This is a genomic window from Sphingomonas sorbitolis (assembly GCF_036663875.1).
Taxonomy (GTDB): domain Bacteria; phylum Pseudomonadota; class Alphaproteobacteria; order Sphingomonadales; family Sphingomonadaceae; genus Sphingomonas.
Genome location: NZ_JAXOJS010000005.1, coordinates 498,099 through 510,583 on the forward strand (window position 1 = coordinate 498,099; position 12,485 = coordinate 510,583).

The 12,485-nt window shown below is 65.5% G+C and carries 12 protein-coding genes; 11 read left to right on the forward strand and 1 reads right to left on the reverse strand.

Annotated elements, in window-relative coordinates:
• Positions 1-21: 21 nt before the first annotated feature.
• The gene (locus tag U1763_RS17275) at positions 22-1,212 is read left to right on the forward strand and encodes an MFS transporter (protein ID WP_332756163.1); all 1,191 of its coding nucleotides are present in this window, start codon (positions 22-24) and stop codon (positions 1,210-1,212) included.
• 335 nt (positions 1,213-1,547) lie between these two features.
• Here the strand turns inward: U1763_RS17275 and U1763_RS17280 are convergent, their stop codons facing one another.
• Positions 1,548-2,879 (reverse strand): MFS transporter, encoded by a 1,332-nt coding sequence (locus tag U1763_RS17280; protein ID WP_132734566.1) that lies wholly within the window; start codon positions 2,877-2,879, stop codon positions 1,548-1,550.
• 173 nt (positions 2,880-3,052) lie between these two features.
• Here U1763_RS17280 and U1763_RS17285 point away from each other — a divergent pair, with 173 nt between their 5' ends.
• The 10 genes from U1763_RS17285 (at position 3,053) to U1763_RS17330 (ending at position 12,484) form a co-directional block, all read left to right on the forward strand.
• Complete coding sequence (locus U1763_RS17285) at positions 3,053-4,288, forward strand: ubiquinol oxidase subunit II (protein ID WP_332756164.1); 1,236 nt, start codon at positions 3,053-3,055, stop codon at positions 4,286-4,288.
• Positions 4,289-4,298: 10 nt separating this feature from the next.
• Positions 4,299-6,299 carry a cytochrome o ubiquinol oxidase subunit I gene (cyoB, locus tag U1763_RS17290; protein ID WP_132734562.1) on the forward strand — a complete coding sequence of 667 codons (2,001 nt, stop codon included), beginning with the start codon at positions 4,299-4,301 and terminating at the stop codon, positions 6,297-6,299.
• 19 nt (positions 6,300-6,318) lie between these two features.
• Complete coding sequence (cyoC, locus tag U1763_RS17295) at positions 6,319-6,957, forward strand: cytochrome o ubiquinol oxidase subunit III (RefSeq protein WP_332756255.1); 639 nt, start codon at positions 6,319-6,321, stop codon at positions 6,955-6,957.
• Positions 6,954-7,328 (forward strand): cytochrome o ubiquinol oxidase subunit IV, encoded by a 375-nt coding sequence (gene cyoD, locus U1763_RS17300; protein WP_332756165.1) that lies wholly within the window; start codon positions 6,954-6,956, stop codon positions 7,326-7,328. Before cyoC ends, cyoD begins: the two co-directional genes overlap by 4 nt.
• Positions 7,325-8,056, forward strand: a complete 732-nt coding sequence (locus U1763_RS17305) for an SURF1 family protein (protein ID WP_332756166.1) — start codon at positions 7,325-7,327, stop codon at positions 8,054-8,056. The genes cyoD and U1763_RS17305 overlap by 4 nt, the downstream gene beginning before the upstream one ends.
• A complete protein-coding gene (locus U1763_RS17310) occupies positions 8,053-9,381 on the forward strand; it encodes an ATP-binding protein (RefSeq protein WP_443026932.1) in 1,329 nt (442 codons plus the stop codon). The genes U1763_RS17305 and U1763_RS17310 overlap by 4 nt, the downstream gene beginning before the upstream one ends.
• Before the next feature lie 20 nt (positions 9,382-9,401).
• Positions 9,402-9,935: a response regulator transcription factor gene (locus tag U1763_RS17315; protein WP_056490014.1), complete on the forward strand. Its 534-nt coding sequence runs from the start codon at positions 9,402-9,404 to the stop codon at positions 9,933-9,935.
• Positions 9,936-9,971: 36 nt separating this feature from the next.
• Positions 9,972-11,030 carry a spore photoproduct lyase family protein gene (locus tag U1763_RS17320; RefSeq protein WP_332756167.1) on the forward strand — a complete coding sequence of 353 codons (1,059 nt, stop codon included), beginning with the start codon at positions 9,972-9,974 and terminating at the stop codon, positions 11,028-11,030.
• A 76-nt stretch (positions 11,031-11,106) separates the two neighbouring features.
• Complete coding sequence (locus tag U1763_RS17325; RefSeq protein ID WP_332756168.1) at positions 11,107-11,901, forward strand: DODA-type extradiol aromatic ring-opening family dioxygenase; 795 nt, start codon at positions 11,107-11,109, stop codon at positions 11,899-11,901.
• Positions 11,902-11,911: 10 nt separating this feature from the next.
• On the forward strand, positions 11,912-12,484 hold the full coding sequence (locus U1763_RS17330; RefSeq protein ID WP_332756169.1) for an NADPH-dependent FMN reductase: 573 nt from the start codon (positions 11,912-11,914) through the stop codon (positions 12,482-12,484).
• Position 12,485 lies beyond the last annotated feature (1 nt).

The window sequence follows — 12,485 nt, forward strand, 5'->3', positions numbered from 1 at the left end:
TGCACCTGCGAAATAAACCGGATGATCGATACCGACCAAACCACCTCGTCTGCGCCGCCTGTCAACGCGCGGTTGGCGCTGCTTGCGCTTGCAGTGGGTGGCTTCGCGATCGGGACCACCGAGTTCGCCGCGATGAGCCTGCTACCGCAGTTCGCGCGGGGACTTGGGATCGACGAGCCGACCGCGGGGCACGTCATCAGCGCCTATGCGCTTGGCGTGGTCGTCGGTGCGCCGACGATCGCGGTGCTGGCGGCGAAGATCGAGCGGCGGGTGTTGCTGATCGGGTTGATGACGTTTCTCGGGATCGCCAACGGGCTGTCCGCACTCGCGCCGACCTATCATCTGATGCTGCTGGCGCGGTTCCTGAGCGGGCTGCCGCACGGCGCGTATTTCGGGGTCGGATCGCTGGTCGCGGCGTCGATGGTGCCGCGCGAGAAGCGGTCGCGCGCGGTATCGCGGATGATGCTGGGGCTGACGATCGCGACGATCGCGGGCGTGCCGTTGGCGAACGGGATTGGCCAGTGGTTCGGCTGGCGCTGGGGCTTCGGGATCGTCGCGATTATCGCCGCGACGACGGTGGTGATGCTGCTGAAATTCGCGCCCGTGCTGCGCCCGGCGAAGGATGCGAGTCCGCTCGGTGAACTGGCGGCGCTGCGTAACGGGCAGGTGTGGCTGACGCTGGCGATCGGCGCGGTCGGATTTGGCGGGATCTTCTGCGTCTATACCTACCTCGCCTCGACGCTGACCGAAGTGACAGGCGTGTCGTCCGCGTTCACGCCGGTCGCGTTCGCGCTGTTCGGGGTGGGGATGACGATCGGGACGCTGGTCTGCGCAAAGGCGGCGGACGTGGCGTTGATGCCGGCGGCGGGGATCACGTTGCTGTTCGGGGCAGGCGCGCTCGCGCTCTACGCGCCGGCGACGCCGCATCTCTGGGCGATGTTGCCGGTAGTGGTGCTGATCGGGTGCGGCGGCGGGTTGTCGACGATCCTCCAGACCCGGCTGATGGATGTTGCTGAGGAGGCGCAGACGTTGGCGGCCGCACTCAATCACTCCGCATTCAATACGGCCAATGCGCTTGGGCCTTGGCTTGGCGGGCTGGCGATTGCGAGCGGGTATGGGTTGCCGTCGACCGGCTGGGTCGGGACGGCGTTGGCGCTTGGCGGGTTTGCGATCTGGGCGCTGTCGTGGGGACTCGATCGCCGACGGGTCTGACTGCCCTCACCGTCATTCCAGCGTTCGCCGGCTGACCGTCTCTCCCACCGTCATCCCAGCGAAAGCTGGGATCTCCCCGTTCCGGGTCGGAGCGTCCGCCAACGACGATACCCCAGCTTTCGCTGGGGTGACGGTTTTGGAGGGGCGATGGTTTTGGAGGGGCGATGGTTTTGGAGGGGCTCAGAGATATCCCAATCACTACCACCCCGGCGAAGGCCGGGGCCCAGTTGGGGGACGGTGCTAACTACGGACGGCGCGCCGTTACTGCGGCCTTGCCAATTGGGCCCCGGCCTACGCCGGGGTGGTGTCGGTAAGGGGGAGAGGCCCCCCAAACCTCAACGCGCGATGTTGCGCTTCGCCAGTTCCTTGTTCAGCCCCAGCGCGATCAGCGTGAATACCGCGCCCGAGAACAGATACGCGCCACTGGCCGCGAGCCCCAGCTTGCTCGTCAGCAGCAACGCCGCCAGCGGCGCGAACCCTGCACCGAACAGCCACGCCAGATCGGTCGTCAGCGCCGAACCCGTATACCGATGCTGCGGCGACAGGCTCGAGGCGATCGCGCCCGAGGACTGACCGAACGACAGCCCGAACAGCAGGAAGCCGATTCCCATGAACATCCGCTCGCCGACGTCGCCGCCATCGAGCAGCGACGGTGCGGCGATCGCGAACAGCGCGATCAGCACCGCGATCGTGCCGAGCATCGTGCGACGCCCGAACCGGTCCGCGAGCAGACCCGACACCAGCATCGCGCCGATCCCGATGATGGCGCCGATCACCTCGACCACCAGGAAGCGCGCAGGGGCCTCACGCGTGAACAATACGACCCACGACAGCGGGAACACGGTAACCATGTGGAACAGCGCGAAGCTCGCGAGCGGCACGAACGAGCCGAGCCAGATAGCCTTCCACTGCGACTGCACGGTCTCGACCACCGGTGCCGGCTCGAGCTCGCGCTTTGCGTACATCTCTTCGAACTCGGGCGTCACCACTAGGCGAAGGCGCGCGAACAGCGCGACGACGTTGATCGCGAACGCCACGAAGAACGGATAGCGCCAGCCCCAGGCGAAGAAATCCTCGGTCGGCAGCGCAGCGACGAAGAATGCGAACAACCCGCTCGCGACCAGCAGGCCGATCGGCGCACCAAGCTGCGGCAGCATCGCGTACCAGCCGCGGTGCTTCTCGGGCGAATTGAGCGAGAGGAGCGACGCCAGACCGTCCCAGGCACCGCCGAGCGCGATGCCCTGGCCGATGCGGAGCAACGCGAGGATCGCGACCGACCAGTTGCCGACCGAATCATAGCCGGGGATAAACCCCATCGCGACAGTCGAGGTACCAAGCAGGAACAGCGAGATCGTCAGCTTGACGCTGCGGCCATAGGCACGATCGACCGCGATGAAGATGATCGAGCCGATCGGGCGGGCGATGAACGCCAGCGCGAATACCGCGAATGAATAGAGCGTGCCCTGCAACCGGTCGACATACGGGAAGACGAGGGTCGGGAACACGAGCACCGAGGCGATCGCGTAGACGAAGAAGTCGAAAAATTCCGAGGTGCGGCCGATCACCACGCCGATCGCGATCACGCCGGGCGTGACGTGCTCGCCGTCGCTGTGGATACTGCGAGCATCGGCTTCGAAGCTCGTCTCGGGGATCGTGTTAGCACTCATTCTTCAACTCGCTCTGCAGGGCGCTGGCCCATCATACGCTGTTCGGGCGGATGCGGGCAGGGGCAATCTATGCTACCCTTCGTGATGATAAAGCCATGCCGATGTTGCAGTGCAGCGCCCATTGGACAAATTGTCCACTGTAGTGCGGCGCAACCGAGGCGTAGGGGACCAGCATGATCGTTGAGAAAACCGTTTCCCGCGCAAAAAAATGGCTGGCCGTGCTGCCGCTTGCGCTGCTCACCAGCGGCTGCGACTGGGTCGTGATGTCGCCGTCCGGCGATATCGCAGTGCAGCAGCGCGACCTCGTGCTGATCTCGACCGGGCTGATGCTGCTGATCATCGTTCCGGTGATCTGCCTGACGCTGTTCTTCGCGTTCCGCTATCGCCAGTCGAACAAGGCCGCCAAGTATGAGCCCAACTGGGATCACTCGGTTGGCCTCGAGTTGTTGATCTGGGGCATCCCGCTGCTGATCATCATCGCGCTCGGCGCGTTGACGTGGACCAGCACGCATCTGCTCGATCCGTACCGTCCCCTCGGCCGGATCAAGCCCGACGCGCCGACGCTCGCGAACAACGTGCCGGTCGGCAATCTGGTCGACAAGCAGCAGCTGGCGAACGGCGTCGGCAAGCCGCTCGAGGTGCAGGTCGTCGCGCTCGATTGGAAGTGGCTGTTCATCTATCCGGAATACGGCATCGCCACGGTCAACGAACTGGCTGCACCGGTCGATCGCCCGATCCGCTTCCAGATGACCTCGTCATCGGTGATGAATGCGTTCTACATCCCTGCGCTGGCCGGCATGATCTATACGATGCCCGGCATGCAGACGACGCTGAACGCGGTCATCAACAAGCCCGGCAATTACGAGGGCTTCTCGTCGCACTATAGCGGCGCGGGTTTCTCGGGGATGCGCTTCCGCTTCCACGGCGTCAGCGACGCGGGCTTCGATGCCTGGGTCAACCGGGTCCGGCAGAGCGGTGGCGCGATCGGGGCGGGCGGTCTGAACCGCGCCAGCTATCTCCAGCTGGAGAAGCCGAGCGAGAAGGTCCCGGTCCGCTATTACAATGCGGTCGAGCCGAAGATCTTCACGGCGATCGTCGAGCAGTGCGTCCAGCCGGGCAAAATCTGCATGTCGCAGATGATGCATGGCGGCAAAGGCGGGGGGGACTCGCATGCCGGCATGGCGATGCCGGGCGTCAACGGCGGCAAGGGCCCGCAAGAGGCCTCCGAGCGCGTCAAGGGCGCGTTGCTGAAGGACGCCGATGAAAAGGGCAGCGGCGAACATTGGACCGCACCCGCCGATATAAAACGGGACGGCGCCAACAGCGCGCCCGGATCGGTATCGAACCGTAATCACACCATGCTGACCCCCTCCACACAGCCGGGCACGCGCCCCGTCGCGAACGGCTAGAGAAACCATCATGAACGACACTCTGTTGAAGACAATCTTCGGCCGCCTGACCCTGGAGTCGCTGCCGCTGCACGAACCGATCGTCGTCGCCACCTTTGGTATGGTGGCGATCGGCGGGCTCGGGCTCGTCGCCGCGCTGACCTACTTCAAGGTCTGGGGCTATCTGTGGAACCAGTGGTTCACCAGCGTCGATCACAAGAAGATCGGCATCATGTACATCATCCTGGCGATCGTCATGCTGCTGCGCGGGTTCTCCGACGCGATCATGATGCGCGCGCAGCAGGCGATGGCGTTCAACGGGTCCGAAGGGTACCTGACCGCGCATCACTATGACCAGGTCTTCACCGCGCACGGCGTGATCATGATCTTCTTCGTGGCGATGCCGCTGGTCACGGGCCTGATGAACTATGTCGTCCCGCTCCAGATCGGTGCGCGCGACGTGTCGTTCCCGTTCCTCAACAATTTCAGCTTCTGGATGACCGCGGCGGGTGCCGTGATCGTCATGATGTCGCTGTTCATCGGTGAGTTCGCGCGGACCGGTTGGCTCGCGATGCCGCCCCTCTCGGGACTGGCGTATTCGCCAGACGTCGGTGTCGATTACTATATCTGGGCCTTGCAGATCGCCGGCATCGGAACCTTGCTGTCCGGCGTCAATCTGATCGCGACCATCGTCAAGATGCGCGCGCCCGGCATGACCATGATGAAGATGCCGATCTTCACCTGGACCGCCTTGTGCACGAACGTCCTCGTCGTTGCCGCCTTCCCGGTGCTGACCGCAGTGCTCGCGATGCTGTCGCTCGACCGCTATATCGGTACCGCATTCTTCACGAACGACTCGGGCGGCAACCCGATGATGTACGTCAACCTGATCTGGATCTGGGGTCACCCCGAGGTCTACATCCTGATCCTGCCGGCATTCGGCGTGTTTTCGGAAGTCACCTCGACCTTCTCGGGCAAGCGCCTCTTCGGCTACAGCTCGATGGTCTACGCGACGCTCGTCATCACGATCCTCGCCTATCTCGTCTGGCTGCACCACTTCTTCACGATGGGGTCGGGCGCGAGCGTGAACTCGTTCTTCGGCATCACCACGATGATCATCTCGATCCCGACAGGGGCCAAGATCTTCAACTGGCTGTTCACGATGTACAAGGGCCGGATCCGGTTCGAACTGCCGATGATGTGGACGATCGCCTTCATGGTGACCTTCACGATCGGCGGCATGACCGGCGTGCTTCTTGCCGTGCCGCCAGCCGACTTCGTGCTGCACAACTCGCTGTTCCTGGTCGCGCATTTCCATAACGTGATCATCGGCGGGACGCTGTTCGGCATGTTCGCCGGCATCAACTACTGGTTCCCGAAGGCGTTCGGCTTCAAGCTGGATGAGACCTGGGGCAAGATCTCGTTCTGGTGCTGGGTCCCCGGCTTCTACTTCGCCTTCATGCCGCTCTACGTGCTCGGCCTGATGGGCGTGACCCGCCGGATGCGCTATTTCGACGATCCGAACCTGCAGATCTGGTTCATCATCGCCGCTTTCGGTGCAGCCATGATCGCCGCCGGTATCGGTGCCTTCCTGATGCAGATCTTCGTCAGCATCCGGAACCGCGAGAAGCTTGCCGATCTGACCGGCGATCCGTGGAACGGCCGCACGCTGGAGTGGTCGACCTCGTCGCCGCCGCCGGAGTACAACTTCGCGTTCACGCCGATCGTCCACGACCTGGACGCCTGGTACGACATGAAGGAGCGCAAGGCGGTCCGTCCGGTCTCCGGCTTCAAGGCGATCCACATGCCGAGCGGCACCGGCACGGGCGTCGTGCTCGCCGGTCTCAGCGTGGCGTTCGGGTTCGCGATGATCTGGTACATCTGGTGGCTCGCAGGCCTCACCTTGGTCGGCATCTTCGCGACGACGATCTTCCACACCTTCAACTACAAGCGCGACTTCCACATCCCGGTCGAGGACGTGATCGCCAGCGAGGACGCGCGCACCCGCCAGCTCGCGACCCAGGGAGCCTGACGCGATGTCCGCAATACCCATGAAGGATGGCCTGAACGAGACCCGCCAAGGCTCAACCGGGCCGGTCTCGTTCTACGACATCGACGAGCACGAACATCCGGAAGGCGGCAGCACGATGCTGGGCTTCTGGATGTACCTGATGAGCGATTGCCTCATCTTCGCGGTGCTGTTCGCGGCTTATGCCGTGCTCGGCAACAGCTATGCCGGCGGCCCCAGCCCGAAGGAGATCTTCGAGCTGCCGCTGGTGGCGGTGAACACCGCCATGCTGCTGTTCTCGTCGATCACCTACGGCTTCGCGATGCTGTCGATGGAGGAAGGTCGCCAGCGCGTCATGCAGATGTGGCTGGTCTTCACCGGCCTGTTCGGCCTCGCGTTCCTGTCGATCGAAATGTACGAGTTTGCCACCCTCATCCATGAGGGTGCGGGCCCGACCCGCAGCGCGTTCCTGTCGTCGTTCTTCACGCTCGTCGGCACCCACGGCCTCCACGTCACGATGGGCCTGATCTGGCTCGTTACGCTGATGGTCCAGGTCCAGAAGCACGGGCTTATCGCGGCGAACAAGCGCCGCCTGATGTGCCTCAGCATGTTCTGGCATTTCCTCGACGTCATCTGGATCGGCGTCTTCACCTTCGTCTATCTGATGGGCACCCTACGATGAGCGACCCCCACGCCAACACGCATGACGCGCATGCGGATCACGACCACGCTGCTCACGGCACGCGCGGCAGCTACCTGAAGGGGTTCTTCCTCTCGGTCATCCTGACCGCGATCCCGTTCTGGGCCGTCATGACCGGCGCGTTCAAGGATCCGTCGACCGCAGCCCTCGTCGTGATGGTGTTCGCGGTCGCGCAGATCGTCGTCCACATGATCTACTTCCTGCACATGAGCGGCAAGTCGGAGGGCGGCTGGACGATGATGGCGCTGATCTTCACGATCATCCTCGTCGTCATCACGCTCAGCGGATCGATCTGGGTGATGTACCACATGAACACGAACATGATGCCGATGCAGGCCGCGGCGGACATGTGAGCACGCGGGGTGCGCGACCGAGTCCTGCCGTCTATGTCGCAGGCCTGGTCGCGCTGCTGCTGTTCGCCGGGTTCATGGCGCTCGGCATCTGGCAGGTCGAGCGTCGTGCCTGGAAGCTCAACCTGATCGAACAGGTCGCGGCGCGCTCTCACGCCGCGCCGGTCGCCCCGCCGGGGCCAGCCTCCTGGAACGCGATCACCGCCACCACGGACGCCTATCGCCGCATCCGCCTCGACGGCACCCTCGATAATTCGCGGGAGACGCTCGTGCGCGCCGCCACCGCACTCGGCAGCGGCTATTGGGTCGTGACCCCCCTGCGGACTGCCCGAGGCTTCACCGTCCTCGTCAACCGCGGCTACGTCTCGCCCGAGCAGCGCGTCGCGCATACCAAGCCGACCGGCCCGGTCACGATCACCGGCTATCTCCGCATCACCGAGCCCGGTGGCGGCTTCCTGCGCCACAACGACCCCGCCGCCGGCAAATGGTATTCGCGCGACGTCGCCGCGATCGCCAAGGCGCGCGGCCTGTCGAACGTCGCTCCCTATTTTGTCGACGCGAACAAGTCCGGCACCGCCGCACCGGTCGGCGGCCTGACGATCATCGCCTTCCCCAACAACCACCTCGTCTACATGCTGACCTGGTTCGCGCTCGCCGCGATGACGATCGGCGCGTTCGTCGTGTTCGTGCGGCAGGATGCCCGCAAGCGGCGGGGGGCGATAGACACATGACGTCGTCAATGGCGGGGCAGGGGGTTGCACGACAGAGCTGGCAGCGCTGGCTCGCGCTCGCCACAGCCCGCACCGATGCGACCGGCAACGCCAACATGCGCCAGCTCGTCACGCTGCGCTGGATCGCCGTCGCCGGCCAGTTCGTCACGATATTGTTCGCCCGGTTCGCGCTCGGCTTTGACCTGCCGATGGTGCCGATGCTCGCGGCGCTGGCGGCGGGTGTCGGCCTCAACCTCGTCAGCATGCCGCTCTACGGCTGGCGCAAGGGCGCGAACATCCAGCTCCTGCTCGCGCTGCTGTTCGACGTCGGCCTGCTCACCACGCAGCTCTATCTCGCCGGCGGCGCGACCAACCCGTTCATCTCGCTCTATCTGCTCCACGTCGTGCTCGGCGCGGTGCTGCTCGATCGCTGGTCCAGCTGGGCGATCGTCGCCGTCACGGCGGCGTGTTTCGGCGTGCTCACGCTCTATTACCGCCCGCTGATCCTGCCCCCCGATTACAGCGGCGAATATTTCCTGCTCTACACGATAGGCTCGCTGCTCTGCTTCATGCTGATCGCGACGCTGCTCATGCTCTTCATGAACCGCATCACCGGGAACCTGCGCGCGCGCGACACGCGCCTAGCCGACCTTCGCCAACAGGCCGCGGAGGAGGATCACATCGTCCGCATGGGCCTGCTCGCGTCCGGCGCCGCGCACGAACTCGGCACGCCCTTGGCATCGATCGCGGTCATCCTCGCCGACTGGCGCCGCATGCCGACGCTCGCACAGGACGCCGACCTCCAGGCCGAGATCGTCGAGATGCAATCAGAGGTCCAGCGCTGCAAGGCGATCGTCACCGGCATCCTCCTGTCAGCCGGCGAAGCGCGCGGCGAGGCCCCCGAGATCATGCCGCTCCACCAGCTCCTCGACGGGATCGTCGACGAGTGGCGCGCGGTGCACCCGTCGGTCGATTTCGACTATACCACGCGAGTCGGCGACGATCCCCAGGTCGTGTCCGACCCCGCGCTCAAACAGGTGATCGCCAACGTGCTCGACAATGCCGCCGAAGCCTCGCCGCACTGGGTCGCCTTCCGCGGCGAACGCACCGACGGCGACCTCGCGCTGATCGTCCGCGACCGCGGCCCCGGCTTCAGCGACGAACGCCTCGCCAGCTTCGGCAAACCCTATCAGTCGAGCAAGCGCGAACCTGGCCACGGCCTCGGCCTGTTCCTCGCGGTCAACGTCATGCGCAAGCTCGGTGGTGGCGTATCCGTCGTAAACTGCGAAGGCGGCGGCGCCGAAGTCACGATCCGCATGCCCCTCTCCGCGATCGCCCTGTCATGACAAACACCGTGACGGACGCCATGACCGAGCCGAAACTTCTCGCCATCGTCGAGGACGACGAGACCTTCGCCCGCACGCTCCGCCGCTCGTTCGAACGCCGCGGCTACGAGGTGATGCAGGCCGCCAGCCACGAGGAACTCGTCGAGCAACTTGCCGAACGCACGCCCCGTTATGCCGTTGTCGACCTGAAGCTGGGCGGCGCCTCAGGCCTGGTCTGCGTCCAGACCCTCCACGCGCACGACCCCGAGATCCTCGTCGTCGTCCTCACCGGCTTCGCCAGCATCGCCACCGCGGTCGAGGCGATCAAGCTCGGTGCCTCGCACTACCTCGTCAAACCCTCGAACACCGACGACATCGAAGCCGCGTTCGACCGCACCGAGGGCAGCGTCGACACCGAACTCTCCGAGCGCCCGACCTCGATCAAGACGCTCGAATGGGAGCGTATCCACACGACGTTGGCCGAAACCGACTTCAACATCTCCGAGACCGCCCGTCGCCTCGGCATGCACCGCCGCACGCTAGCGCGTAAGCTTGAGAAACGCCCCGTCAAATAGCGGCAACGCATCGGTGATGGCCGGCGTTGTCCCCCGATGCGCTCCCAAAAACTCTGGCAACCCCGCCGCCTGCTGGCGACCCCGTCCGCGTTGACTTGGGAACACGGTGCCGAGATTGCCGCCCGGGCTACCGCACTCGGCGTACCCGTCACGACGCTGCCGAGCGACCGCCTCAAACTCGACTTCCCCGACGACTCCCGCCGCGCCTACGCGGAAGCCAAGGCGACGCTCGCCCTGGTCGTCGCGCCACCCTCGAAGCGCAAGCTCCAGCCGATCGCCCCCAGCGCGGACTGGCGGATCGATCTCGCCGAGGGCTGCCCCGCGCATTGCGGCTATTGCTACCTCGCCGGCTCGCTCAAAGGCCCGCCGATCACGCGCGTCTACGCGAACCTGCCCGAGATCCTCGCCGAACTCCCCGCGCATCTCGGCCAGGGCACCATAACCTCGCGCTCGACCGCCCGCGCGCATGAGGGCACGACGTTCGAGGCCTCCTGCTATACCGACCCGCTCGGCATCGAGCACGTCACCGGATCTCTGTCGGCGCTGATCGCACATTTCGGCGCGTGGGAGGCGGACGTGCAGTTGCGCTTCACCACCAAGTTCGACGCGGTCGAGCCATTGCTGACGCTTGACCACCGCGGCCGCACCCGCATGCGCGCCTCGATCAACCCCGCCGCCTATGCGCGCTTCGAAGGCGGCACGAGCACCGTCGCCGCGCGGCTGGTGGCGCTGCGCAGAATGGCGGACGCCGGCTACAAGATCGGCCTGACGATCGCCCCGATCATCGCCGCCGAAGGCTGGCGCGAAGCGTATGGCGACTTGCTGACGGAGGCGGGCAGGGTGCTCGCCGACATACCCGACGTGACGATCGAGCTGATCACCCACCGCTACACTCCCGGATCGAAGGCAGTACTTGAAACCTGGTACCCAGGCTCGTCGCTCGACCTCAGCATGGCCAACCGCACCGAGAAACGCACAAAGTTCGGCTCTGTGAAATACGTCTACGACGCCGAAACGATGCGCGCGCTCCGCAGCTTCTTCCAGGACGAGATCGCCGCCAAGCTCCCGGAGGCTCGGATCCTCTACTGGACCTGACCGCCAAGCCAACCGGCAACGCAGCGTTGCCATTCGCGGCCTTCCGATTGCCGCCACCGCCGCCTACCTCGAAACCATGACACACACCCGCCAGCCAAGCCTCTTCATCCCGCACGGTGGCGGGCCCTGTTTCTTCATGGACGACCCCGCCGGCAACTGGACCGGCATGGCCGCGTACCTCCGGTCAATCGCCGCCTCGCTGCCCGAAAAGCCCAAGGCGATCCTCGTCGTCTCCGGCCACTGGGAAACGCGCGGCTTCGCGTTCACCGGCGCCGCAACGCCGCCGCTGATCTACGATTACGGCGGCTTCCCCGCGCATACCTACGAGTTGCGCTACGACGCGCCCGGCGATCCTGCCTTGGCCACCCGCGCCGCCGGCCTGCTCGGCGAAGCCGGCCAGACCGCCACCGTGGACCCAACCCGCGGCCTCGACCACGGCGTCTTCATCCCGATGAAGGTCGCGTTCCCCGACGCCGACATCCCGGTCGTCGAGATGTCCGTCGACCGCGATCTCGACCCTGCTTTGCACGCCGCTGCCGGCCGCGCACTCGCCCCCTTACGCGACGAAGGCGTCCTGATCATCGGCTCGGGCATGAGCTTCCACAACATGCGCGGCTACGGCGACCCGCGTTTCACCGCGCCGTCCGAAGCCTTCGACCAATGGCTGACCGCCGCAGTCGAGTCCGAACCGACCGCCCGGACGGCAGCACTAGCCGGCTGGGCCGAAGCCCCCGCCGGCCGCCTCTCGCACCCCCGCGAGGAGCATCTCCTGCCGCTAATGGTCGCTGCCGGCGCCTCCGATCACCCCGGTACGCAGGTCTACAGCGAGCGCGTGCTGCAAACCGCAATCTCCGGCTACCGCTTCAACTAAAGGAATTCCCATGGCTCTTCCCGTCCTGCTCGCTATCTCAGGCAGCCTGCGCCGCGGCTCGTACAATACGGCGATCCTGACCACGCTTGGCAAAGCGATTGCCGACAAGGCTGAACTCACGGTCTTCGCGCTGAACGACGTCCCGCTCTACGACCAAGACGCCGACACCGACACGCCCCCCGCCGCCGTCGCAGCCCTGCGTGCGGCAATCGGCGGCGCCGACGGGATCGTCATCGCCTCCCCCGAATATAATCACGGCATGTCCGGCGTCCTGAAGAACGCGCTCGACTGGGCCTCACGCCCGCACGGCAAGGCGACGCTCACGGGCAAGCCGGTCTTCACGCTAACCTCGTCACCCGGTGCGGTAGGCGGCGCGCGTGCGCACGCGCAACTCAACGAGACGCTGGCGTCGATCGGCGCCCGCACCGTCCTGCGTCCGCAAGCCGTCGTCGGCGCCGTGCACGAGAAGATCGTCGATGGTCGCCTCACCGATCAGCGCACCCTCGACTTCCTGAAAGGCGGCGTAGATGACCTGCTCGCAGACATCGCGCGCCCGACCGCTGCCGACCGCGAGGCGTCCTGAC